This window comes from Sorangiineae bacterium MSr11367, from assembly GCA_037157805.1.
GTDB lineage: Bacteria > Myxococcota_A > Polyangia > Polyangiales > Polyangiaceae > Pendulispora > Pendulispora rubella.
The window spans coordinates 9,237,086-9,259,578 of record CP089983.1 but is presented as its reverse complement, the minus strand read 5'-3'; the positions used below and the strand labels follow the sequence as shown (position 1 = coordinate 9,259,578).

Annotated in this window: 23 protein-coding genes and 1 tRNA gene; 5 read left to right on the top strand and 19 right to left on the bottom strand. The window is 65.0% G+C overall.

What is annotated here, in order from left to right; translation table 11 throughout:
* Positions 1-65: 65 nt before the first annotated feature.
* Genes LVJ94_35550 through LVJ94_35515 form a run of 8 tightly spaced genes read right to left on the bottom strand, consistent with a single transcriptional unit; the run spans position 66 to position 5,317 of the window.
* Positions 66-692: a hypothetical protein gene (locus tag LVJ94_35550; GenBank protein WXB02219.1), complete on the bottom strand. Its 627-nt coding sequence runs from the start codon at positions 690-692 to the stop codon at positions 66-68.
* A 59-nt stretch (positions 693-751) separates the two neighbouring features.
* Positions 752-1,213, bottom strand: a complete 462-nt coding sequence (locus LVJ94_35545) for a YbjN domain-containing protein (protein WXB02218.1) — start codon at positions 1,211-1,213, stop codon at positions 752-754.
* Between the two features lie 27 nt (positions 1,214-1,240).
* Positions 1,241-2,068, bottom strand: a complete 828-nt coding sequence (locus tag LVJ94_35540; GenBank protein ID WXB02217.1) for a hypothetical protein — start codon at positions 2,066-2,068, stop codon at positions 1,241-1,243.
* A 12-nt stretch (positions 2,069-2,080) separates the two neighbouring features.
* Entirely contained in the window at positions 2,081-2,599 is a 519-nt protein-coding gene (locus tag LVJ94_35535; protein WXB02216.1) for a leucyl aminopeptidase, read from the bottom strand.
* A 10-nt stretch (positions 2,600-2,609) separates the two neighbouring features.
* Complete coding sequence (nusB, locus tag LVJ94_35530) at positions 2,610-3,032, bottom strand: transcription antitermination factor NusB (GenBank protein ID WXB02215.1); 423 nt, start codon at positions 3,030-3,032, stop codon at positions 2,610-2,612.
* Between the two features lie 4 nt (positions 3,033-3,036).
* The gene (ribH, locus tag LVJ94_35525) at positions 3,037-3,573 is read right to left on the bottom strand and encodes a 6,7-dimethyl-8-ribityllumazine synthase (GenBank protein ID WXB02214.1); all 537 of its coding nucleotides are present in this window, start codon (positions 3,571-3,573) and stop codon (positions 3,037-3,039) included.
* Positions 3,574-4,758, bottom strand: coding sequence for a 3,4-dihydroxy-2-butanone-4-phosphate synthase (gene ribB / locus LVJ94_35520; protein ID WXB02213.1), 1,185 nt, complete (start codon positions 4,756-4,758; stop codon positions 3,574-3,576).
* 4 nt (positions 4,759-4,762) lie between these two features.
* Complete coding sequence (locus LVJ94_35515; protein ID WXB02212.1) at positions 4,763-5,317, bottom strand: riboflavin synthase; 555 nt, start codon at positions 5,315-5,317, stop codon at positions 4,763-4,765.
* Positions 5,318-5,446: 129 nt separating this feature from the next.
* Between LVJ94_35515 and LVJ94_35510 the strand changes: the two genes are divergently transcribed.
* Positions 5,447-6,082 (top strand): hypothetical protein, encoded by a 636-nt coding sequence (locus tag LVJ94_35510; GenBank protein ID WXB02211.1) that lies wholly within the window; start codon positions 5,447-5,449, stop codon positions 6,080-6,082.
* A 1-nt stretch (position 6,083) separates the two neighbouring features.
* Here the strand turns inward: LVJ94_35510 and LVJ94_35505 are convergent, their stop codons facing one another.
* The 4 genes from LVJ94_35505 to hemB form a co-directional block, all read right to left on the bottom strand.
* Complete coding sequence (locus tag LVJ94_35505; protein WXB02210.1) at positions 6,084-6,332, bottom strand: hypothetical protein; 249 nt, start codon at positions 6,330-6,332, stop codon at positions 6,084-6,086.
* 149 nt (positions 6,333-6,481) lie between these two features.
* Complete coding sequence (locus tag LVJ94_35500; protein WXB02209.1) at positions 6,482-7,024, bottom strand: inorganic diphosphatase; 543 nt, start codon at positions 7,022-7,024, stop codon at positions 6,482-6,484.
* Positions 7,021-7,506 (bottom strand): hypothetical protein, encoded by a 486-nt coding sequence (locus LVJ94_35495; GenBank protein ID WXB02208.1) that lies wholly within the window; start codon positions 7,504-7,506, stop codon positions 7,021-7,023. The genes LVJ94_35500 and LVJ94_35495 overlap by 4 nt, the downstream gene beginning before the upstream one ends.
* A 63-nt stretch (positions 7,507-7,569) precedes the next feature.
* Positions 7,570-8,562 (bottom strand): porphobilinogen synthase, encoded by a 993-nt coding sequence (gene hemB / locus LVJ94_35490; protein WXB02207.1) that lies wholly within the window; start codon positions 8,560-8,562, stop codon positions 7,570-7,572.
* A 34-nt stretch (positions 8,563-8,596) separates the two neighbouring features.
* Here hemB and LVJ94_35485 point away from each other — a divergent pair, with 34 nt between their 5' ends.
* From LVJ94_35485 to LVJ94_35475, 3 genes are all read left to right on the top strand, one after another.
* A complete protein-coding gene (locus LVJ94_35485; GenBank protein ID WXB02206.1) occupies positions 8,597-10,051 on the top strand; it encodes a uroporphyrinogen-III synthase in 1,455 nt (484 codons plus the stop codon).
* 10 nt (positions 10,052-10,061) lie between these two features.
* Positions 10,062-12,935, top strand: coding sequence for a hypothetical protein (locus LVJ94_35480; protein ID WXB02205.1), 2,874 nt, complete (start codon positions 10,062-10,064; stop codon positions 12,933-12,935).
* 224 nt (positions 12,936-13,159) lie between these two features.
* Positions 13,160-13,840: a hypothetical protein gene (locus LVJ94_35475; GenBank protein ID WXB02204.1), complete on the top strand. Its 681-nt coding sequence runs from the start codon at positions 13,160-13,162 to the stop codon at positions 13,838-13,840.
* 94 nt (positions 13,841-13,934) lie between these two features.
* Here the strand turns inward: LVJ94_35475 and LVJ94_35470 are convergent, their stop codons facing one another.
* Positions 13,935-14,927, bottom strand: a complete 993-nt coding sequence (locus LVJ94_35470) for a hypothetical protein (GenBank protein ID WXB02203.1) — start codon at positions 14,925-14,927, stop codon at positions 13,935-13,937.
* Positions 14,928-15,195: 268 nt separating this feature from the next.
* Between LVJ94_35470 and LVJ94_35465 the strand changes: the two genes are divergently transcribed.
* A tRNA-Met gene (locus LVJ94_35465) sits at positions 15,196-15,269 on the top strand.
* A 1,515-nt stretch (positions 15,270-16,784) separates the two neighbouring features.
* Here LVJ94_35465 and LVJ94_35460 read toward each other — a convergent pair.
* The 6 genes from LVJ94_35460 to LVJ94_35435 all read right to left on the bottom strand — a co-directional run bounded on the left by LVJ94_35460 (position 16,785) and on the right by LVJ94_35435 (position 22,454).
* Entirely contained in the window at positions 16,785-17,180 is a 396-nt protein-coding gene (locus LVJ94_35460; GenBank protein ID WXB02202.1) for a helix-turn-helix domain-containing protein, read from the bottom strand.
* Entirely contained in the window at positions 17,177-17,545 is a 369-nt protein-coding gene (locus LVJ94_35455; protein ID WXB02201.1) for a hypothetical protein, read from the bottom strand. The genes LVJ94_35460 and LVJ94_35455 overlap by 4 nt, the downstream gene beginning before the upstream one ends.
* 412 nt (positions 17,546-17,957) lie before the next feature.
* Positions 17,958-20,969, bottom strand: coding sequence for a hypothetical protein (locus LVJ94_35450; protein WXB02200.1), 3,012 nt, complete (start codon positions 20,967-20,969; stop codon positions 17,958-17,960).
* Between the two features lie 65 nt (positions 20,970-21,034).
* On the bottom strand, positions 21,035-21,616 hold the full coding sequence (locus LVJ94_35445) for a hypothetical protein (GenBank protein WXB02199.1): 582 nt from the start codon (positions 21,614-21,616) through the stop codon (positions 21,035-21,037).
* Between the two features lie 20 nt (positions 21,617-21,636).
* Positions 21,637-21,957 carry a hypothetical protein gene (locus LVJ94_35440; protein ID WXB02198.1) on the bottom strand — a complete coding sequence of 107 codons (321 nt, stop codon included), beginning with the start codon at positions 21,955-21,957 and terminating at the stop codon, positions 21,637-21,639.
* Positions 21,954-22,454 carry a DUF3846 domain-containing protein gene (locus tag LVJ94_35435; GenBank protein ID WXB02197.1) on the bottom strand — a complete coding sequence of 167 codons (501 nt, stop codon included), beginning with the start codon at positions 22,452-22,454 and terminating at the stop codon, positions 21,954-21,956. The genes LVJ94_35440 and LVJ94_35435 overlap by 4 nt, the downstream gene beginning before the upstream one ends.
* Positions 22,455-22,493 lie beyond the last annotated feature (39 nt).

Here is a 22,493-nt window from a genome sequence, read left to right as displayed (position 1 = left end):
GCGAGCGCATGGCTCGTGAGAAGAACGATGGGAAGCTCCGAGGACCCCGTCGCCGGAACGGCGTTCTAGGCGACGGGTTGGATCGTGTTCTCGTACACGTTCTCCCGAACCTCGTCGGTCATCCCAAAGTGCTCGCGGACGTGGGACGTTGCGCGCGCCACGGGCGATGCGAGCGCAGGCGCCACCGCGGATTCGAGTGCGCTGCGCAAGCCGTCGGCGGCCGGTAGCCCGCGCAGATCGACGAGCACCGCGCGCGTGCTCGGCGGCAGCGATACGCGACCGGTTCCCGGTCGCACGATGGCGACCGGCCCCAAAGAGTGAACCCGCGCTTTGCCGAGTGGTTTCGCATCGGCCGTCAATGCGCACGCGGCCCCGCCGAGTTGCGCCGCATACGTCGACAGCGTGCGCTCGGACGGGTAGGGGCCGGGGCCGCCGAGGCTTGCGGCCAAGGCTTGATCGACTTCGTTGAAGGTCGGATGAACGCCGAAGTAGCGAACGTTCGCATGGGCGGTGGAAAGCGCGATGCGAGGATCGTCCGCGCTGGGCGGCCCCGCTGCGACGCGCGCGCACCAGTCTGCCGCGTTCAGCGCGTCGCGCGAGGAGGCCGGCTCGGTCGTGCCCGATGGTTCCGAGCACGCGAGGAGCGTGACAGCCGCCAGGAAGCTGGTGACCGTGAAGTTATAATATTTCATGACAGCCGAACTCTACGCTCCGATCCGAATCGGTCGGAAGGTAAAATTCAGCTTGAGCTTTAGAACTCTTTTCGGAGCACGTCGTCCCACTCATCGGCGACCTTGCCGACGGTTTCGAGCAGGTCCTCGAACTCCTCGTAGTCGAGCCCCGAAAGCCGGCGCAGGGCGCGGACGTACACTTCATCCTTCTGCGCGTCGATGGCGAACGAGGCATCCGCCGTGGTGAGGAAGGAGAGCTCGAGCAGGCGGCGGTAAAACCGTTCCTTGTGCGCCTTGGGGACGGCCATGACCGGTGCGAGCAGAAGCAGCACGCCGTGATCGCCCAGGACGTTGATGCCCACGCTGGCCGAGCCCTTTCGGACTTGCGTGTAGCCCGAGTCGTCGAGCTCATCGAGCGCCGAACCTGCGCGCTCGGCGAACTGCGCGAGGTACGCGTTGACCATGGTGCGCGCGTCCGGGAAAACCTGCCCGGTCGCGCGGTCTGCGTAGACGGGGGCGTTGGGCGACAAGACGTCCGACATGCCGCGAGATTAGCCTGCCGCGCGGGCTTACGGAAGCCTCGGCGCGGGCTCTGGACGCCAAGCGCCCCGGCGCATCACGAAGCGGGAGAGGCCGGCAATGCGCGGCTCACGCACCGAGTGCTCGGGATCGCCCGGGAGCACGAGCGCCATGGTGTCGCCCTCGGCGTCGGTGTGCCGAACGAGCTCCGGACAAATGGTGTCCAAGGTGGCGCCGTCCGCGAGGGCGAGCACCTCATCGACGCTCTTCTTCGTGGCGAGGACCTCCAAGGTGCGGTGCGTGGGGGGCGCCAGCTCGATGGTGCCCGCCTCGAAGCGCGCGAGCACGTCCGCGGGGGTCGCCCAGAAGCTTGCCACGGTCTCGCGTTCGTCGTGCGCCCCCTCCTGGCCCGGTGGCACGCGCGCGGCGAAGAACAAGGTGTCGAACCGCTTGCTCTGGGTCTTCGGCGTGAGCCACCGGCTGATGGGCCGGAGCGCCGCGAGATCCAAGCGAAGGCCGCTCGCGCGCACCAGCTCGCGCAGGGATTCGTCGTTCAGGCGCCGTCGCCAATCGAGCAAGGTCGCGTGATCCAAGGTGCCGCCGATGACCGGGAGGAGCGCGGCCTCCTCGAGGGCCTCCCGGCAAGCGGCCACGCCGAGCGGCTGCCACTCGGGGCGTCCCGGCTCGGTGCAGAGCGAGGTCCAAGCGGGATCGCGATCGGCTTCGTCCACCTTGCCGCCGGGAAACACGAGCATGCCGCCCATGAATTTGGTGTTCTGGTGGCGTTGAACGAAGAAGCACGAGACGGCATTTTCCGCGTCGCGCAGCAAGATCAACGTGGACGCATCGACGGGCGTGACGGCTTCTTCGGGGGGCATGGGAACGAGAGTCTACGCCCGGCGCGCGCGCCGTTGTTCTTCTTGTGCGCGCTCGAGCAGGTGCCGCTCGGCGTCGGCGTGATCCACGATCCACCACGTGTCGTGCGCCGCCGAGGTGCCGACGCACTCGAGCACCACCGTGGCTGCGCGATCCGGCTGGATGGCGGCGTCGGAGCGGCCGGGCAGCTCGACCACCGCACGCGGGACGTGCAGCCCTTCGAGGGTGCGCAAAAGGTGAAGCACGGTCTCGCGAAAGCGAGGTTCCTCGAAGTCGTCGCGCGGGCCGAGGCCGAAGACGAGCACTTTGTCGAAGGGCAAGCGCGGCCTGCCCGGTACACAGAGAACCTCACCGATCTCGCCGCGCAGGTAATCCGCGCGCTGGAGCGAGCTCAGTTTTCCGGCGAGGCGCCAGTCGAGCAACCCGGCGAGGCCGCGCATGGGCTTTTCATCCTGCCAGATGGCGCAAACCACGACTTCGGCGTTGGCTTCGTCGAGTCGGCGGAGATCGTGTGGCAGGTAGCGTAAGTCCATGCTGCGGCGGCTAGCGATCCATGTCCTTGCGGCCGAGTTCCTCGGCGATGCGATCGAGCACGCCGTTGACGAAGGAGCTCGAGGATTCGCTTCCGTAGGCTTTCGCCAGCTCGACGGCTTCGTCGAGGATGACCGCGCGCGGGACGTCCTGGCGGTGCTCGAGCTCCCAGGTTCCGGCGCGCAGCAGGTTGCGGTCGACCCGCCCCATGCGCTCGAGGCGCCAGTGCTTCGATGCGGCGGCGATGCGCGCGTCGAGTTCCTCCGTCGCCTCGTACACGCCACGCACGATTTCCTCGGCGTAGGCGCGGCCTTCCGGCTCGCCCTCGAAGTTGCGCCAGAAGAGGGCAATGGCCTCTTCGGCCGAGGCCCCGGACACCTCGATTTGAAAGAGCATCTGCAGGGCCGACTCGCGGCCCGAATGACGTGCGCCCATGATTTTACAGCCCCGCCTCGTCGAGCGCCTTGGAGAGCGACACCATTTCGATGGCCGAAACGGCGGCGTCCCATCCCTTGTTGCCGGCCTTGGTGCCGGCGCGTTCGATGGCTTGTTCGATGGTGTCGGTCGTCAGTACGCCGAAGGAAACGGGCACGCCCGTGGCGGCGGCGACGCTTCCAACCTTGGCGGCCTCTCCGGCCACGTAGTCGAAGTGCGGCGTGGAGCCGCGGATGACCGTGGAGAGGGCAATGATGGCGTCGAACTTCCGTTCGCCCCTAGGTCCGCTCGCGGACCGTTCTTGCTGCATCGCAACGTGGGCGAGGCGCTCGACCACCACGGGGATTTCCCAGGCGCCGGGGACGCGCACGATGGTGATGTTCCTGGGGTCGCCGCCGTGGCGGACGATGGCGTCGAATGCACCGCGCAAGAGCGGGTCGACGATGAAATCGTTGAAGCGGCTGGCGACGATCGCGAACTTGGCGCCGCTCGGCACGACGAGGTTGCCAACGATCGTGCGTGCGTCTTCGAGGGTGGGCATTTACGGAAGTCTCCCGGAGGAAGGTGCGGGCGGTACTTTGGATGTCATGGATCGAAGCGGGATGCTCTCGACGACCTCGAGCCCGTAGCCGGTGATGCCCGCAATCTTACGCGGATTGTTCGTCAGGAGACGGATCTTGTGCAGCCCCAAATCGAAGAGGACCTGGGCGCCCAGGCCGAAGTCGCGCAGTGGGTATTCTTTTTTCTCGTGGGGCGGTGCGGAAAGGGTGGCGTGGAGTTCCAGCTCCAGCTCGACGTTGCCCTTGGGTGGTAGGTACACGACGACCCCACGCCCCTCGGCCTCGATGTGGCGGAAGGCTTCCTTCAGGTTGCGTGCCCCCTCGCGCGGGGTGGAGGCGAAGGTATCGGCGATGAGCGAACCGGCGTGCATGCGGCACAAGACGGGGCCTCCGCCCTCGACGTTGCCTTTGACCAAGGCGAGGAGCTGCCGTCCGTCCGTGGCCGACTCGTACACAATGGTGCGCCACACGGTGCCGGTGGCATCGAGCAGGATGGACTGCTCGGTGAGGCGGCGCACGAGGCGCTCGGTCTGGAGCCGGTACTGGATCAAGTCGGCGATGGTGACGATGATCAGGTCGTGCTTCTTGCCGAAGATCTCCAGGTCCGGCATGCGCGCCATCGTGCCGTCCTCGTTCATGATCTCGCAGATGACCCCCGCCGGGGTGAGGCCGGCGAGGCGGGCGAGATCCACGGAGCCTTCGGTCTGGCCCGTGCGCACCAAGACGCCGCCGGTGCGGGCCTTGAGCGGGAAGACGTGCCCCGGGGTGACCAGGTCGTCGGGGCGGCAATCGGGGCTGGCGGCGAGGCGCGTGGTGAACGCGCGATCGGCGGCGCTGATGCCGGTGGTGACGCCGTGGCGTGCTTCGACGCTGACGGTGAAGGCGGTGCCCAGCGGAGGACCGCCGCGGCCGGGCGACTGCATCATGGGCAGGCCCAGGCGATCGATCTGCTCTTCGACGAGCGTGAGGCAGATGAGGCCTCGGCCGTGGGTGGCCATGAAGTTGATGGCCTCCGCCGTGGCGAATTCCGCGGCCATGCAGAGGTCACCCTCGTTCTCGCGGTCTTCGTCGTCCGTGAGGATGACCATTTTGCCGCTGCGGACGGCGTGGATGGCTGCGTTGACCCGCTCGAGAAGCCTCGGATCGATGTCCAACATGGGGGCCATGGTGTTAGCTCTTCTCCGCGGCGCCGACGCTGTCTACTTCGGCCGCGCGCAAAACGTATCGTGCGAGAACGTCGACCTCGAGGTTCACGCGGCCGCCGGGCTGCAATGCACCCAGCGAGGTGACTTGCGCGGTGTGCGGGATGATCATGACATCGAAGCGGTCGGCCCCGACGCCGTTGATGGTGAGGCTCACACCGTTGATACAGATGGAGCCTTTTTCGGCGATGAATCGGGCGAGGTTCGCCGGAAAGCCGAAGACCAATTTGGACATTTCGCCGACCGCTTGCCTCTCGAGGAGGACGCCGGTGGCGTCGACATGGCCGGACACGATGTGACCGCCCATGCGCCCGCCGAGGGGCATGGCTCGCTCGATGTTCAGGGTGGCCGGCAAGGTGAGCTCGCCAAGTGTGGTTCGCGCCAGCGTTTCCGAGGAGGCATCGCAGGCGAAACCTTGCTCGGTGATGGTTTGCACCGTGAGGCACACCCCATCGATGGCGATGGATTCTCCGATGACGAACGGTGAATCGGGCGCGTAACGTATTTCCAGGCGGGCATCCACGCCGACGAGGTCCCGTCGGATAAGTTGTCCCGTTGCTTCGACCAGTCCGGTAAACATGAGCAGATTTATTCCCCTAACCTAGCCGCTCAACCTCTAGGGGAAAAGGCCGTAGAGTAAAGGTAAACGTACATGGTGCCTCGACGGTTGCTTCTGTTCGCTTGTGTGTGCGTGGGGGCTGCGGCGTGCGGGCCGAGTTTTCAGACGATTTACGAGGGCGATGCGCGCTTCGAGCACTGCTACGCGCTGGAGGAGAATCCCAACGTTGCCCTGAAGCAAAAGGGGGAATGCTGGCGGGATTGGCTCGCCCATTACACCTACGGTCAAACGCACGATAAAGTGATGTATGCCGCCACGCGCGCGCAGGCCATCCGCCGCGCCCCCGAGCTGCCCACCGACGAAGCGTTGATGCACGCCGCCCCGGGCGAACGCGGTCAGCGCGACTGGACCGCCGGCCCCGCCCCCACCAGCGCGTTCACCCCTCCACCGAAGACGTGGGGGGATACCCCCGACGCGGGCTCCCCCAGCTGGATGAACGAGGGCAACTCGGCCTCTCCGGCCGCCGCGCACTCGGCGTCCCCCGATGCTTCCGCTTCCGCCTCGGCTTCCGTTTCCGGGCCGCCCGCCAGCGCGGAGCGCCCGCCTCTCGCCGCCTGCACCGGCGACTGCGAGGACAAATGGAGCGCCTGCCGCGGCGGCTGCAAAGGCGCCGCGTGCGAGGTGTGCACGCGCAGTTACAAAGGGTGCATTCGCAGCTGCGCGAAGTAGCCTATTCCGAATCCTTCGCCGGCTTTGGGTCGGACGGCAGGTCGAATGCGGCATGCAGTCGGTCACGATATTCCGCCGCAGTCATCGGACGCTTCATGGTATCGACAACACGCACGGCCAGCGTGATTTGCAGAACACGATGAACTCGTAAAATATGTCGATGTTCTCCGCCCAACCAAGAATATCGAATCGGAGACAATCCGGTGAAAGCCGGATTGTCTCGGGGCAGCAGGTTGAATTCCCAACTCACGGTGAAGCCTCCAACTCACATTCGGCCGCACTTGTGCTTGGGGTGCGTTTTTTTTTTTACTGGAAGCAAATGCTGGCGGCACGTGCCGCTGGGGCTCCTTCGACCGGAGCGGTGCTCTTCAAGGTCGGAGCCCCAGGACGATCATCGAACTAGTGCGCTTCTTTGGCGCGTAACTTCGTATAGCCGATGATGCCGTCGCGGATGACTTTGTTGGCTTCGTACGGGCCTTGGAACTCTTCCACGGTGACGGCTTTGTGTTCGAGGAGCTTGTAGTCCTCGAAGAATCGGCGCAGCTCGAGCAAGGTATGGCGGGGGAGTTCGCGGATGTGCGTGTACTCGTTGAAGGCAGGATCGTCGATGTGCACGGCGATGATCTTGTCGTCGAGTCCCTTTTCGTCGCGCATCTGCATCACGCCGATGGCCCGCGCGCGCATGATGCACATGGGGGCGACAGCCTCTTGGCAGAGGACGAGGACGTCGAGCGGGTCGCCGTCGTCGCAATAGGTGCGGGGGATGAATCCGTAGTTGGCCGGATAGTGGACGGCGCTAAATAGGATACGGTCGACCTTGAGAAGACCGGTGTCTTTGTCGAGTTCGTATTTGATGCGCGAGCCTTTGGGGATTTCGATGAAGCCCGGAAAGCCTTCTTCGATGGGCTCGGGAATGGGAATGTCGTGCCAGGGATGACTCATTCGGTAGCTCCGGTGTCGCGTGAGGCGTCTTGGTTCGTACCTGTATCGGCTGTATCGGGCAAACCCCCGTCAGGAAGCGCGGGATACGCTTCGATGACCACCCGCGTGAAATAGTCGGCGCACGTGTCGTTGTGGACTTGGATCAAGGGCGTTACGCCCGGTATCCCATTGTCCAACACCGTGATCTCGGCAAGGTTACCGCTTGCAAGTGTGTACTGTTTGTATTTGCCCTCTTCGCGAACGTTCGGGGCTTTGTCCGGGCTGATGTAAACGGATACCTTGGAGATATCGCGGCCCTCGAAGCCCCGCGCGCGGATGAACCACGAGCGTTGGGGAGAATAACTCAGCCATTCGGATGACTGAGAATTGCTCTCCCACGTGTTCGCATCGATGAGTTTTCCTTCGCCTTCATTCTCTCCGAAAGGACCGGCGCTGCCAACGCACTGATCGCCGTAGCAGCCGGTCGAGCCGCCGAGGAACATCAAACTACCGAAAAGGAACGTGAGCACCCCCATCGTTCCATAAGCCAAGAAGTTACGGCGCATTCAGCCTCCGAGAATCTCCGCCGCCCGCAGGGCGTGGTAGGTCAAGATGAAGTCGGCACCGGCGCGGCGGATGGATGTGAGGACCTCCATCATCGCGCGGTCCAAGTCGATCATGCCCGCGGCGGCGGCGGCGTGCAGCATCGCGTACTCGCCCGAGACGTTGTAGGCGGCGAGGGGGAGCGTGGTGGCTTTGCGCACCTCGCGGAGCACATCGAGGTAAGGAAGGGCGGGTTTGACCATGAGCATGTCGGCGCCCTCGGCCTCGTCGAGTGCGGCCTCGCGCAGGGCTTCGCGCAGGTTGCCCGGATCCATCTGGTAGCCGGCGCGGTCGCCGAACTTGGGCGCGCAATCGGCGACATCTCGGAAGGGACCGTAGAAGGCGCTCGCGTACTTCACCGCGTAGCTGAGGATGGCCGTGGAATCGAAGCCGTTCTCGTCGAGGGCATGGCGCAGGTGGCCCACGCGGCCGTCCATCATGTCGCTCGGCGCAACGATGTCCGCTCCGGCGCGCGCGTGCACGATGGACATTCTGGCGAGCACCTCGAGGGTGGCGTCGTTGTCGACCTCCAGCTCCTCGGTGCCCTTGCGCTTGCGCAAGACGCCACAGTGACCGTGGTCGGTGTACTCGTCGACGCACACGTCGGTGACCACGAGGAGATCCGGCACGGCGGCCTTCATCTCCGCCACCGCGCGCGGCACGGGCCCGTCGGGATCGCACCCGCTCTCACCGCGCGGATCCTTCGTTTTGGGCAGGCCGAACAAGATCACGGCGCGGATGCCGCGGCGGGCGATCTCGCGGGCCTGCGCGGCGGCGTGTTTGACGGGGAGCTGCGCCACGCCCGGCAAGGTTGCAATCGGATTGGGCTCGGTGACCGTGGCGCTGAAGAACAGCGGGTAGACGAAGTCGCTCGGTTCGAGCGTCGTTTCGCGCACCAGTTTGCGCATGTTCGGGGATACGCGAAGCCGCCTGGGACGAATGACGGGGAAACCCATGGCCCTCGTTTATCACGTAAGGTAAGCCGTAGAAATGACGGTCGTCTTCGTGGCTGCGCCGCCAGGTTGGAAAGATTGGCTCTCCGCGCGGGCCCACGACGCGCTCGCTAGCTGTGAGGCCGTGGTTCACGCGTCCGGGGTGGATCCCGATGTGCTCGACCTCGCCGCGAGCGCCACGCGGTGCGAAGGAGATGCGGCGCGTGCCATCGAGTTGGCGCGCGAAGGACGTTCCGTGGTGCGGCTGACGCAGGTCGAGGCGCTGGACGAGGTGGAGCTCGCAGCCAAGGCGGGAATCTCCTTCGAAATCGTGCCGGCGGCGCGGCCCGAGGGCGCGCTGACGCCGTTCGGTGGCGTGCCGCTCGGGGGCGAGGGAACGAGCTACGCCGTGCTGCACGCGCGGGACGGAGCGAGCCTCGCCGGGCGCGATTGGACATCGCTGGCGCATGCGACGGACACGCTGGTGGCGCACGCGTCGCGTGCGACGTTGGACGAGGTGGTGGCCGCACTGCTCGAGCACGGCCGTTCGCCGGATACGCCGGCCTTGGCGTTGACCGATCTCGGGCGGCCTTCGCAGCGCATCGAGGTGGGGCGGCTTGCCGACATCGCAACGCGGGCGCGTCGCCTGCCAGGGGATGCTCGCCTCCTCGTCGTGGGGGAGGCCGTGGCGCGCAGGCAGGTGTTCGCCTGGTTCGATCGGCGTCCGCTGTTCGGCAAGCGGGTGCTCGTCACGCGCACGGCCGAGCAGTCGCGCACCATGCTGACGATGCTGCGCGTGCGCGGGGCCGACGCCATCGCACAGCCTGTGATCGAGATTCACCCGCCGCCGGATCCGGCGCCGATGCAACGGGCACTCGGCAGGCTCTCCGAGGATTACGACTTCGTGGCGTTCACCAGCGAAAATGGCGTCGGGTGCGCCTGGGACGAATTGGTGCGGCAAGGCAGGGACGCTCGCGCCTTCGGAAAGGTGCAAATTGCAGCCATCGGCCCGGGCACGGCGGCGGCCCTGGAGCGTCGCGGTTTGCGGGCGGACATCGTCGCCAAGGAATTTCGCGGGGAAAGCCTTGCAGAAGGACTTATATCGCGTGCCGCAGGCGCGGCGGCGCCGCGCATTTTGATTGCCCGGGCGCTGGTCGCGCGGGACGCACTTCCGGAAGCGTTGCGCGCGGCCGGCTGGCAGGTGGACGTCGTGCCCCTCTACGAAACGCGATCGCCCGCACCAGAGAATGTCGCCAACTTGGCCCGAAAGCTCGAAGATGGTGCAATTGATGCCGTGACCTTCACCTCGAAGAGTACGGTCGACAATCTGTGCACGGCGCTGGGCGATGAAGCTTCGCGGCTTTTGGCGAAGCTCAAAGTCGCGGCGATCGGGCCTATCACGCGGGAGGCAGCCGAAGCGCGCGGGGTTCGCGTGGACGTGATGGCATCTCCCTACACCATCGAGGCCCTCGTCTGTGCCCTTGAGGCAAGCTTCGCGGGCGCGTATTCCTGAGATTAGCCTGATGTCACTCAGCTCGTTCGTCGTGCAGAACGAAATTGCGACGATGCGCCAAGCCGAGGAGGCGCTGGCGCGCCAGGTGCTTTACGGCGGGGACTTCATCACGAATTTGCTCGAGGTGGCCGCCATCGACGAGCGGAAGCTCACACGGGCCGCCGCCGAAGCCTACGGCCTGTTGCCTGCGCCCTCGGGCGAGCTTCCCGCGCCCGAGCGGCGTGCGCGCACCATGATTCCGGTGGATCTGGCCGCGCATCGGTCGCTCTATCCGCTGGCGCTTTCGTTCGATGGCGACGAGTTGGTGCTCGCGGTGTCGGAACCGCTCGCACCGGAAGAGGAAGAGCAGCTCAACTTCGCACTGGGGGTGCCCATCGTTCAGCGGATTGCCCCGCTCGTGCGCATCCGCCAGGCGCTGCACCGCGAGTTCGGTGCGCCGCTGGAGCGCCGGCTGGAGCGCCTGCTTTTGCGGCTTCACGGGGACAGCCGGGCCATTTCGAGCGATCTTCCGCCGCTGTTGCGTGACGCTCCTTCGCCCGAGGAGCCTCCGGCCCCGCCGCAGCGCACCGGCGAGCATGCGGTGATTCCGGACGTGACCCTGCCCCCGGCGCCGCCCGTGCCGGTGTTCACGATTCCCATCGAACCGCGGTTGCCCGACGAGGATCTGGACGAACCTGACGGGCCGCAGCAACACCTGAGGCAATCGGTTCCGCCGAGCGACATCCAATCGAGGATGGAAGTCGCCCCACCGCCGATGCGGACCACCCCTGTAGGTGCCGGACCGGTTTCGCCTCCGCCGTCTGTGGAGCCGAGTCCGAGCCGATTGGCGACCCTCGTTCGAGAGTCGTCCGTAATGCCGAGGCCCGTCCGCCGCCGGCGCGGGCCCCTCACGTTGGAAGCGGCGAGCGCCGAGCTCGAAAATGTGGCCGACCGCGACCACCTGATGGACCTCTTTTTCGACTTCGCGCGGCAGTACTTCGATTACTCGGCGATGTTCATCGTGCACACGGATCTGGCCGAGGGCCGTGAGGCGTTCGGTCCGGGGGCTTCGCGCGATCGCGTGGCGGGCATCGGTGTGCCGCTCGACCTGCCGAGCATCCTCGCATCCGCACGGGACATTCGCGCGCCCATCGTGGCCAATCCGGATCTGGGCGGGCTCGATGGCGTCCTTTTGAAGGATCTCGAGCGGCCGACGAAGCACACGATCATGTGCGTGCCGCTGGTGGTGCGCTCGCGGGTGGTGGCGGTTCTGTATGGCGATGCGGGCGATTTGGACATCGACCGCGATGCCGTGGCGGAGGTGCCGACGTTTGCGTTGCTCGCCGGGCAGACGCTCGAGCGGATGATTCTGAAGAAGAAGCTCGGTGGCTTCTCCGGTGCGGGGGCTGCAGGTGGGAGCGGCGGTGGTGCCGGGCGGCTCGCCGATCCGAGCTTGGTGCTGTCCAAGCGGGGCATGCGAACGCCGTCGGCCCAGGAGCGCGCGCTGCGTGCCGAGGCGCTCGGGCGGGCGCTCTTTTCGGGGGCGGCGACCATCCGTGCGAGTACGTCGACGCCACCGCCGTCGGCTCCGCGACCGGACCTCGTGCGCCAGGACGAGGCGGCGGAAACCGCTTCCGCTCCTGCGGCCGAGGAGCAGGAGCTGGCGGCGCTCGATGAGTCGGGAGGGGGAGCGGTCGAAGAACCCCAGCCCGAGCGCATTTCGTACAGCGAATCGGGCTGGGACGACGTCGTGTTCACGCCGGTGGCGGCGGAGGCCGCGCCTGCGGAGGCGGCGGCGCAAGAGCACGAGGAGCAGGCCCCGCGCGCGCAAGAAGCCGCCGCATCCGCCGGCCGGGCCCCGAGTCCGGACGAGGAAGAGATCTTCTCCGACGCAGCGGACGCCGTGGACGTGTCGGAGGATGCGTCGGAGGCCGAACAGCGCGCGCGTGACGCCGCGCTGAGCGACATCGTGGTGCCGCCGCGGACGCCGCCGATGCCGCACGCGGACGCGGAGGCGTTGCCGTCGGTCATCGTCGACGTGTCGCGCGAGCTCGAGCTCTTGGTCGAGCGCTACCTCGAGATTGGCGACGACGATTACGCCGAGGGCGAGCTGCTTCGCGAAGGGCATCAAGCGATGCCCGTGTTGATGGCGCGCTTTCCGGGACCGATTCTGCGCGAGCCCCCCGCGAACGAGAAGGAGCTTCCCATGGCCAGCGCCTGCGGGCCGGTGCTGCGCCTCATTGCGATGCAGCGGCGCGTGGCGCTCCCGTGGGTGCTCGAGCACGTCGACTCCCGCAATGAAGAAAAGCGCTATTGGGCGACGTTCCTCCTGCGCGAGCTCGCGTACGTGGATGCCATTCCGCGGCTGGTCACGCGCCTTCTCGACGTGAGCGATCGCGTCCGCCGCGCGGCGCGTTGGGCGACGGCGGGGATGGCGCGTCAGCACGGCGAAGAGACGGCGCGCGAGCTCGGCCGCGTGGTGCGCGATCCCACGGTGGACTCGAAGAAGCGCCTCACGATGCTCGAGGTGCTGGAGGAGATCCGCGAGCCGCTCGCCGTGCCGACGTTCATTGCGGTGCTCAACGACGACTCCGAGGACATCGCTGTCGCAGCGCGTCGTGCGCTTCTCGTCGTGGCGCGCCAGGACTTCGCGCGCGACACACGGCGTTGGACGCAGTGGTGGAATGCGAACTCGTCGCGCGACCGCATCGAGTGGCTCATCGATGCGCTCGTGCACGATTCGCAGGTGATTCGCCGCGCGGCTGGGGAAGAGCTGAAGGCCATCACCAAGGAGTACTTCGGCTATTACGACGACTTGCCGAAGCGCGATCGCGATCGCGCCCAAGCTCGGTACCACGAGTGGTGGATCACCGAGGGCCGCGCCCGCTTTATGCGGCCAACCTAGTCACCACTTTCGGGCGCAAAGCGACAGCGACAGGGAAAGAAGAAGTACCGGCGCACGCTTGCGGTCCGGCGATTCGGTGTCATCCTTCGAGGTCCCTTTTTTGGGGGAAGGGGCCGGGGTGAGGGCGTCAATGGCCGCGGTGGCATACGCGCTGCTTAGATAAATTGCGACGGTGCGAACGCGCATCGTTTTCCCCCGCATTACACCCATCGAAGAGGTCTTTCGTGTCGCAACTCCTTCACGCTCGTTGGCTCCTACCGTTCGCGGCTGTGGCAGCGGTTTCACTGTGCGCCCCCTCGCATGCCGAGGCTGCGAGCGAGGATACGCAGCTCGAGCGCCTGAACTCCGCAGGTCATACGCTGAAGTGGAATTGGAATCCGCCGGGTCGTCAGGAACGCTACGGTCACGCTGAAACGCTCGTGCAGGCCCCGCTCGCGGGTGTGCGCACGCAGGTTCTCGACTTCTCGCATTACAAAGATCTCTCGGGCGGCAAATTCAAACAGTCGCGCATGGTCGGCAAAGAGGGCGGCAACACCGACGTGTACTTCCAAGTCCCCGTGATGAAGGGACTGCTCTCGATTTGGTACGTGTCGCGTTTCACTCCCCCGCAGGTGCCGGCGCCGGGCGTCGAGATGGTCGAAGGCCGGTTCGTGCGCGGCAACATCAAGGACATGCACATTCAGCTGAAAATGCGGCAGATCGACGAGCGCTTCACGGTCATGTCGTGCGACCTGTACGTCGAGCCGAATCTGCCCGCCCCTCAGTCCGCCGTCGACGAGGAATTGCGCGATGCCTGTAAGGACGCCGTCGAGGCCATTCGCGACAAGTCCCAAGGCTTCAAGGGCGACGTCCCTTTCGTGACTCCCCCCGCGTCGACTCCCCCCGCGGCGCGCGCGGGGCAGTGACCGACTAGGGGCAAAAAAGCCCGCTGCGCTCTTCGTGAGCGCGGCGGGTTTTGCTTTTAACGCGCCGCGTAGGCGTGTCTTGCGTTGGGGGCGGCTACGCGCCGCGCAAGCGCGCGCGCCAGTCCGGGGGCAGGTCGAGGAAGCCGTCGTTGTAGAGGTAGTCGTACACCGCGTCGCAAACGAGCTCGCAGACGTCGCTGAAGATGCGCGGGTCGGCGACGAAGCGGATGGTCTCCGTGCGGAACTTCCCCTGGCTCTCGCGGACCTTCTTCAGCATCTCGTCCTCGGCAAAGGGCACGAGCCGCTGGAGGAAGCGCCGCTCGAACGCCTGCCGGAACGCCGGAAACGTGTTCGCCGCAATTTTATACCCGGCGCGGGTCTGCGCATCGCGCAGCCGCGCTTCCTTCACGACCTCCCACGCGAGTTCGCCGGTGGAGGGCGGGAGCTCGTGGGTGAAGAACTTCGTGAGCCCCTCGTTGAAAAGCGACACCAGGGCATTGAGCTCGGGGGTGGTGCGGCCAAGGAACTCGTGGCGGAGGTTCTTCATCCACTCCGCCAGCATGTCCTTCGAGCGGGTGAGAAGTTCCGGGCTGTCGTATTCGAACGACTCCAGTTGTTTCACCACACTGTCCTGATTTCGCATCAGTGCGTAGTAGAGCGCCTGCTCCGCTTGGCGCATGGTCTTGATCTCGGTGGTCGACCCGCGCAACTTCTCGTGGAGCTCGCTCTCGAAGAAGAGCCGCGCAAAGCGCTTCGAGGCCTCGCCCACCTTGCGCTCGATGACGCTAGCGAGCTTATCTTTGCGAAAAACCCGCGACAGCATGGTCTTGAGGCTCTGAATCAGCTCGATTTCGAGCTGCGCCTTGTCCCTGTCGGAGAGGGGCGCGCCGGAGGAGACGGGCCCTGGCAGGGATGCGCGGCTGATTCTCTGGAGCTCCTGCAGCTCGGCGACGACCTGCTCGGTGATGCGATCGAGCTCCGGGCTGGTCGCGAGCTCGACCTTGTAGTGCACCACCCGGGCAGCAATCTGCTCATCGCGCAGTGCCAGCGCGGCATCGGCGAGCAGGAGCTTCTGCATCGTCGACATCGTCCCGTCGGCAGCAGGCACCGGCGCTCTCACGGGAGGCGCCGGGGGCGCAGCCGCCGTGGCTTTACGCGCACGGGGCGGCAGTGGCGGAGGAACGGGCTTACTCATGGCGCGTGGGGAGAGGCTTCGGCGAAACCAGCAGACGAACCAAGCTTACTTCATGGAAGGCAGACTGATCATCGTTCAAAAAAACTTCGCACGCACGCACGGGTGTTGACACTGCCGTTGGGGTGAGTAAGGTGCGCCCCTGTCACGAAGAAGCAATTGGCGCGCGGTGGAGCAGCCTGGTAGCTCGTCGGGCTCATAACCCGAAGGTCGTAGGTTCAAATCCTACCCGCGCAACTGAAGAACCCCGGATAAAACCGGGGTTTTTGTCTTTTGTGGTCCAGTTTCTGGTCCAGTTTCCATTTTTGGACTCCGGCATGAGCAGGTGCCAAGGCACCTCGAACATCGCCTTCGGCAGCTCCGGAAACGGCTTGCCGACCATGTCGATGTCGAACATCTCGGCGACCTTGATGTAACCCAACGTCGTCGTGAAGCTGACGTGCCCGAGGCGTCTCTGGATGACGCGGTCCGGCACTTGACCGAGTGCCTGCCAGGTCGCGTTCGTGTCTCGACACGAACGGAAGTCGATGGGCTCCTCCGTCTGCGTTGCTTCAAATAGCCGCGCTCGCTTGATCCCGGCCATCCGGAGGTGGTCGCGGAACGTTGGCGCGAACACATCTTCGTCGAGCGCCATGAGAGGCATCACGAGTTCCTCGGGGTCGCGCTGGTTCGGGCCTTCTCCCCTCAGGGCGACGAGCAGCGGCAACAGGAACGGATGGATCGGAATGGTCCGGTGGCTTGCCACGGTCTTTGTCTTTTGGATCGTCTTCGTCTCCGTATCGAAGGCCTTGGATACGGTGATGGTGCGCGCTTCGAAGTCCACGTCTTTCCACTTCAGGGCGCGCAGCTCGTTCGGCCGAAGGCCTGTGTAGAGCATGATGGCGTAGAGCGCCCTCCAGATGATCGGGACCACCACGCACGCAACGAGTTTGAGCCACTCGTTTGGGTATAGCCACGGGCGCTGTTTACTCGGCCCGGAGTGCGGCGGCTTGACGCCGTCGCATATGGGTCTGTCGAGGTGCTCGTGGACGCGCAGCGATCGGTCTTTGGCGGCATGGGCCTCTTTGCAGAGCTTCGTCACGACAGACCAGTAGTTCTCAGCCGTCCCGAAGAGGAGCTCCTTTGCATCGATGGCTTTATCGAGCTTGTCGCGGACGTCTTCGATGTCGTTCTTGTCGACTTTGCGCATGGGCTTTTTCTTCGCCATGAGCACGGGCGAAATCCATTTGCGCCAGGCCGTGCGTGTGATGCGTTTCCAGCCCGCTCCGACCCTCAGGGTTGGGTGGTAGCGCTCGAACCATGCATCCGGATCTTCGTCTTCGTTCGCGAGGGCCTTCTCTTTGGCCTCCTGCACGGCCTCCGCCTTCTTGCGCTCGAGGAGCCCTCGGCCTTCAACTTCCTTGTCCTGTATGAACTGGACGTATCCCCGCGCTTGTTCCTCGGTGAGGTTCTCGGGGAGATCGAACCTCGTGGACTTCGTGCCATCTGCCAGGCGCACCCGTGCCTGAAACCGCGGCTTGCCATCCGGCCCTACTCCGGCGGGCAACAGCGCTCCTTTAGGCTTCGGTCCTCGGCGTTGATGTTTCTTCTTGTCGTCCATGGACTGCCCTTCTTTTTTTGTGTGGAGATTCGGAACCCTCTACTTCGAGCGCCATCGCCCCGCGGGCCGGGCCCCGCGCCCAGCCGCGAGGGCGGCACTGGCTTCGTTCAACGTGGATAACCGGGTGGAGGCCCACTCGGGTTGCCGGCGCCTCACTTGGACTTCGGCGCGCGTCGCGCGCCGATCAGCGCCTCGTAATGGGCCAATGGATCGTTCGTTGGCTTTGGTTTCGATTCCGCCTTCTTGGCCAGTTTCTCGACGAGCGAGAGAATGTCCGAACGGCGTGCGTAGTGCTTCCGGCCGATCTTGGCGGCGAGCAGTGTCTTCTTGCGAATGAGGCGCATGGCCGCTGCTTCTTCGAAACCGAACGGGAAAGCGACCAATTCATCGGGGGCCTGAACGGGGGGAACTTGTTCAATGCGAACAATCAGCGCCGTCGACCCATCGAGCGTAACGACGGTGGTCGGGCGCGATTCAGCAGCATCGGACGTCGTGCGCGCTGGGGCTTCGCCGCTCGTCGGGAGCCCGTCGTCCTCCCCCGCGCTCATTGTTTTTTCGACCCCGGGCCGTGTGCGCGCAGGAAGCGATCAAGCTCGGTACGCGCCCATAACCAAGTGCCCTTTTCGCCCCGCCGCCCGTAGGGCTCGACCTCCTTGCGCTTCCAAGCGAGAAACAGGCCTGCGGGGGTCTCGTATCCGCAGTACTCGGCCGCCAGGGTGGTTTTCAGAAGCGGCTTATCGAACTTCGATGTTGCGGGCTCGTCCGGCGCGGGACGCGAGCGGCGCCTGCGCACGACCGCAGGACCCTCCGTGGCAACGGGGCCCGCCTCCTTCGTCGAGTGCGCAGCGTTCGCATCGGCCGCCGGGGAGAAGTGTTGTTTGATGTCGGGCGCTTTATTTGTGTCCGATGACACATGTGATTTTGCATGTGTGTCATCGGGTCGCTCTTGAGCGGTACTCGTCCCAGGCTCCGCCGTCCCCTTACCGCTCTCGGCACGCTCGGGCGCACCGGTCCTTCGGGCATTGACCATGAAGACCGCCTTTCCGATGGATGCATCCAGGTCGCCCGCGATGGACGGCGTTGCATCCGTGTGTGTGCAAGACGGAAGGGTAGTAGCCGATACATGGTCGATGTCTATGACATTTTAGATGTCGTGAGCACAGTGTATGAGAGTTAGTGATCTTGATGTGTCCCAGAACGGACGTCACACCGTCGCGACTGCCCAGTCGCGACGTCACGACCGCCGATGCTCCATCAAGTTTCTTATTCCGCGATGCGCGATGCGCCGCCCGCCGTCCAAAAAAGCCCGACGCGAAGACCGTCATTCACTGGCCCGCGCTGTCCGATACATCCTGCTCATAATCCGGGCTTGCGGCCGTGACGATGCTTCGCCCTTGGACGACGTCAGCGCGGTCGGTCTTTCGAAGGGACACGTCCTGCTGGACCACCTCACGCATGCGAGCTTGCATCGCCCCGGCGTACGACGCGTCGTCCACCGAAAGACCGAAAAATGCCGAGAATTGCCCTTGAAGCAGGAGGTCGCTCGCGCGGTCCGCCCCCTTTTCCTTGTAGCTTCGCAGAAGGGTATCGAGTGCCGCAACGGGCTCAACCGCGTAGCTCGTCAACGAGAATTCGAGCGTCGCGGTGGGTGCTGCCCCGCGCGTTGTTGCGCCTACCAAGGTCAAGTCGGCGAGGAGCGCTGCGAGTCGATCGCGAGCCGCACCGACTTGGGTGGCGGTCGGGTTGGCGCTCGCTGTCAGCGGATTGATGTAGCGATGCAGATCGGTGAAGAACGAGGGGTTGCTCGAGGGGAGGGCGAGCCAGGTCCGCAGGCGCCGCTCGAGCGTCGCGAATGCCGCGCCGCGGGCGAACCGAACCCTCGCGAACGGAGGTGGCTCCTCTCCGAAGCGGAGCGTGGTGTTGCTACGGATCTCGGGGGATATGCGCAGAATCGGCGCTTGGGACTCCGCGTCCTCGATGCGAAACAACTGGGACGGGCTTTGGTAATCGTCGGCGTAGACCTCGAGGAGATCGCCCACGGAGACACCGCGTAGCGGCTGCGGCACACGCACGTAGGCGGTCGTGCCGTAGTTGGCGGTCGCGGGAGCCACGAAAAAGAGCGACGCGGCCGCTCCCCGGACTTCCACACGCGATGCCGTCGTCCGACTTGTTGCGGCGAAGACGATGGCCGTATTTCCGAGCGACGCGGAGAAGGTGAGCGATTCAGCGCCTTGCCCCACGACAAGCAGAGATCGCCGAAGTGCGATGTCCAGCGGCGTGTCGCCCGGGCCGCGCACCGGGTAATCGCCTTGATTGGGGCCACCTGTCACGCGCACGGTTTGATGGGCCTGAGGGGCCAAGTCGGGGCCGACGTCGAAGAGCACCTTTGGGCTACTCGCGCCGGGTGCAACCATGGTCGCTGTGAGCGTTCCTTGGGCGACGGTCGTGATTGTTCCGGAGAGCCCGGGATTGGCGCCCGCACGAAGAACGATTCGCTGGCCCACCGCGACAACGTCGGGCGTCAGGACAGGGCTGACGAGTGTGAGCACACTGCCCTGGAAAACGGCGCTGGCGCTGCCCGTGTAGGTGAAGAACGCGACCTGAAAGGGATTCGTCCTGCTTGCGCGCCCGGTCGTGCCCTCCACCAGCGGTAGATACTGGACGTTCACCGCCAACGCGGCCGTCTGCTCACGGATGCGATCTGTGACGTCCCCGGGCGTCGAGGGCGAGCATTCGCTCGCAAGGCCCGGAACAAACCCCAGGGTGGCTTCGCCGGCTCGCGCGACATCATCCGGCGCGCGCACGGTGAGGGTCGTAGCTGCCGGCAATTGGCTTTTCGGATCGACGCACGCGATGCGCAGCCGCCGTCCTCGAGGACCGATCTCGCAGGGGGCGGCCGCCTGGGCGAGGAACACACCGGTATCCCTTGCGATCCGAAGCTCTCGCGGGCTGGCTATCCCCTGCACCCTAAAGAGGCCCTCGTTTGGTCCGGCCGAAACGCTCAGCAGGTCGCCCGCGAGGACGCCGATGGCGCCGAAGTCGGTGGCGGGGGAAGCGGTGGCGCTCGTTTCCGGCCCGCTGGACGCCGCCACGTCGACGGTGCCCGCGTAGCGCCGGGGAACGAAAACAGCGCGTGCGCGCACGCCTGGTGGCAATGCAGCGTTGAGGTCTTGCGCAATCTGTTCGACCGGCGTGAGCGCGGTGAGGCTTGCGCTCACGGTGAGGTTTGCCGTGTACGTCGTGGAGACACGCCCGGCGCTCACATCGAGGACGAATTTGTTGTTCTTCGGCGCCGTACCGCCTCCCGGCGGGATGGGATTCGTGCCATCTCCAATGAGAAAGCCTCCCGGCGAGCCTTCGCTTTCCGGCGTGCCACCGTCCAGCGACGCCATGGTCGACGGAGGCAGGATGAGCGCAATAGGTGGGTTGCCTTCGTCGAGCGCGATCTCGAGTACATTCTCGCCGGCCATGATCGCGTACGCATTGAACTTCTCCGAGGTGAGTGCCGCCGGGGTCGCGAGGTGCGTCGCATCGGAATAGGGCCGTCCCACACCGCTTAGCGGGAGGAACTCGGAAGGGCCCGAGAACGAGCCAAAGGCCTTGAGGACGGCGCGCGTTGCGAGCACGTCGAGGGTAACCGCTCGAAGCTTCTCGAGACGGGCATCGCTTGAAACCGTGGCCATGGATTTGGTGTGCGCGGTCAGCACACTGCGTGATCGTCCGAGCGTACCCCGAGCAACGAGCGACGGAAGGTTGACACTCGCGTAGTCGTCTATGGCCCCCGCCAAATAGGTTGCGGCACGAACGATGGCGACATGGCGCTCGCGCAGGTCGGCGACAAGTCCCGGAAGGGCGCGCCGCGCTTGCTCGGGTGTCTGCACGATGGCGCCGCCCGCTCGGATATTGGCCGCCGGCCCTGCAAGAAATGCGGCGACATTGGCGTCGAACCGTTGGTATGCGGCCGTGCGTGCGATGTTGCGAGAGGCGCCGGCGCGGTTTGCGCTTACCGCTTCGATTTCATTCAAAGCCGCCGTGGCATTTGAGAGAGACGAGAGGTCCGTGATCGGCGTGGTATGGCGCCCCGCAGCTTCGATGGCATCGAGCACCTGTTGCAGCAGGGTGACTTCCGCAGCAAGCGCTTCGCGCAGACGCTGCGCTCCGAGGAAGATCACGCGGTAGGGCGCATTGGGATGGAGCAAGAAAACGCCCGCGGCGGCCTCTTGGAGATCGTCGAACGAAACGTCCGTGCGTCGCGCGCCGAGGGCATCGACGGGCCGTCGGATACTCGGTCGAACCAGCTTTTCGACGGCGGCTTGGATCTCCTCGGGTCGATACATCGCGATCGCGAGGGTAGAAGAGAAGGGCCCGAGAACCCTCCTCCGCGACACAGTGGCCGACGTGGTCAGCGTCGCCCGAGGCGACTCATCACCTTGTCCCACTCGTCTCGCTTCAACGACCTAAGCCAATCCTCGACCCGAGTATCGCGTGGCACGGCGGCCGTCGACATGCGGCGGACCTTGCCCGTCATCTGGGCGGTCGAGAAGCCTCCCCGCTCGAGCGCCTTCAGCGTTTTCGCGACCATCGCTTCCGTCGGTCGCCACGCGGGGAATGGCGGTTCGACGTGGGGTGGCTGAAGACACGGCTCCCGTCGAAGCTGGCTCAGGACCCGTACAACTTCGGCTGCTTCGTCGGGGTTGAACCCTCGATCCAGCCACGTGCTCGGGCTATCGTCCGCAACCACCAGCATCGGTCCGAAGATGGGGGTGCGGTCGAGCATGGCATTGAAGGCGAGACCCTGGCGAGCATGGTCCTCCCTCACATACACGATGCATCGATCTCCCCACGCTATCGGGTCAGGCGGCCCGCGAAGAAATGCCTGGTAGTTCTTGTTCTGAATCACGTACGTGCTGCCCACCATGAACCGTCGAGGTTTGGGAGCCTGACGGGGACACATGACGACGGCAGTCAACATGGGTTTCGACATCGATTTGCACCTCCGAACTCTTATTCCGGGGGCGCTCTTCGTTTGCGTTTCATGTCTGCGACGTCGTTGGCGCGCATCGCTTTTCGAAACGACTCGAGCACACTCTCCAGTTCTGACGGATCGCCCGGGGTGCTTTCGTACTTGAGGAGGTCGACGATGTAGCGGGCGGACGCGGCCGATCGAGCATCGGAAAGCATGTAACTGAGCGCTTCAACGATTTCAGCGGCCGCGGCGATGCGCTGCTTGGGGATCTTTGCAAACGCCCTTCGCGCATCGAGGAGGAAGCTTGGAAGCTCCCCGTAGATTTGAATCTCTGCAGACTCGGGTTTCCAGGATCTCATCGCCCACCCCGCTTCGCTGGACCTTCTTTCCGGAGCCGTGCTCCTGGTCGCGGCCTTGAGGAACTAGCGGAAGCGACGTGTCCTGCGCGCTCTGCCTTGCGAGCTGCCGAATCCCGTTGTGCGCGCTGTTTCGCAATCATCCCGCCCGCAGGCCGGAGTTGCTTGTTGAATGCCAGCAGCGTACGAGGCATCTCTCGCAGGTGCTGCATGACGGACATCAACTCCTGGGGTGTCAGCGCGCGCTCCTTGCCGCGCCCCGCATGGCCCGAGACGACCAGCGGTCCTCGGACGATATGTCCGTCGAGAGCGACGTTGAACGGCAATTCTTCGTAATCTCGGCCTTCGTTCACATAGGCGAGGAAGTCCGATCGCCACGGCAGTAGTTCGATATCTCCGCCGACGATCTGTTGATAGACTTCTAAACGGTCGTCTATTTCTCGGAGTTCGGGTATTTCGCCGACTCTTAGAACCACCACCAGAACTGGGTTCTTCGACATTGCATCTCCTTCCTGAGGTTTACTGACAATAGGGACTTG

Coding starts and splice junctions, on each gene's coding strand:
- LVJ94_35550 (WXB02219.1), bottom strand. CDS start 692: ATGAAATATTATAACTTCACGGTCACCAGCTTCCTGGCGGCTGTCACG.
- LVJ94_35545 (WXB02218.1), bottom strand. CDS start 1,213: ATGTCGGACGTCTTGTCGCCCAACGCCCCCGTCTACGCAGACCGCGCG.
- LVJ94_35540 (WXB02217.1), bottom strand. CDS start 2,068: ATGCCCCCCGAAGAAGCCGTCACGCCCGTCGATGCGTCCACGTTGATC.
- LVJ94_35535 (WXB02216.1), bottom strand. CDS start 2,599: ATGGACTTACGCTACCTGCCACACGATCTCCGCCGACTCGACGAAGCC.
- nusB (WXB02215.1), bottom strand. CDS start 3,032: ATGGGCGCACGTCATTCGGGCCGCGAGTCGGCCCTGCAGATGCTCTTT.
- ribH (WXB02214.1), bottom strand. CDS start 3,573: ATGCCCACCCTCGAAGACGCACGCACGATCGTTGGCAACCTCGTCGTG.
- ribB (WXB02213.1), bottom strand. CDS start 4,758: ATGGCCCCCATGTTGGACATCGATCCGAGGCTTCTCGAGCGGGTCAAC.
- LVJ94_35510 (WXB02211.1), top strand. CDS start 5,447: ATGGTGCCTCGACGGTTGCTTCTGTTCGCTTGTGTGTGCGTGGGGGCT.
- LVJ94_35500 (WXB02209.1), bottom strand. CDS start 7,024: ATGAGTCATCCCTGGCACGACATTCCCATTCCCGAGCCCATCGAAGAA.
- LVJ94_35495 (WXB02208.1), bottom strand. CDS start 7,506: ATGTTCCTCGGCGGCTCGACCGGCTGCTACGGCGATCAGTGCGTTGGC.
- hemB (WXB02207.1), bottom strand. CDS start 8,562: ATGGGTTTCCCCGTCATTCGTCCCAGGCGGCTTCGCGTATCCCCGAAC.
- LVJ94_35485 (WXB02206.1), top strand. CDS start 8,597: ATGACGGTCGTCTTCGTGGCTGCGCCGCCAGGTTGGAAAGATTGGCTC.
- LVJ94_35480 (WXB02205.1), top strand. CDS start 10,062: ATGTCACTCAGCTCGTTCGTCGTGCAGAACGAAATTGCGACGATGCGC.
- LVJ94_35470 (WXB02203.1), bottom strand. CDS start 14,927: ATGTCGACGATGCAGAAGCTCCTGCTCGCCGATGCCGCGCTGGCACTG.
- LVJ94_35460 (WXB02202.1), bottom strand. CDS start 17,180: ATGAGCGCGGGGGAGGACGACGGGCTCCCGACGAGCGGCGAAGCCCCA.
- LVJ94_35450 (WXB02200.1), bottom strand. CDS start 20,969: ATGTATCGACCCGAGGAGATCCAAGCCGCCGTCGAAAAGCTGGTTCGA.
- LVJ94_35445 (WXB02199.1), bottom strand. CDS start 21,616: ATGTCGAAACCCATGTTGACTGCCGTCGTCATGTGTCCCCGTCAGGCT.
- LVJ94_35440 (WXB02198.1), bottom strand. CDS start 21,957: ATGAGATCCTGGAAACCCGAGTCTGCAGAGATTCAAATCTACGGGGAG.
- LVJ94_35435 (WXB02197.1), bottom strand. CDS start 22,454: ATGTCGAAGAACCCAGTTCTGGTGGTGGTTCTAAGAGTCGGCGAAATA.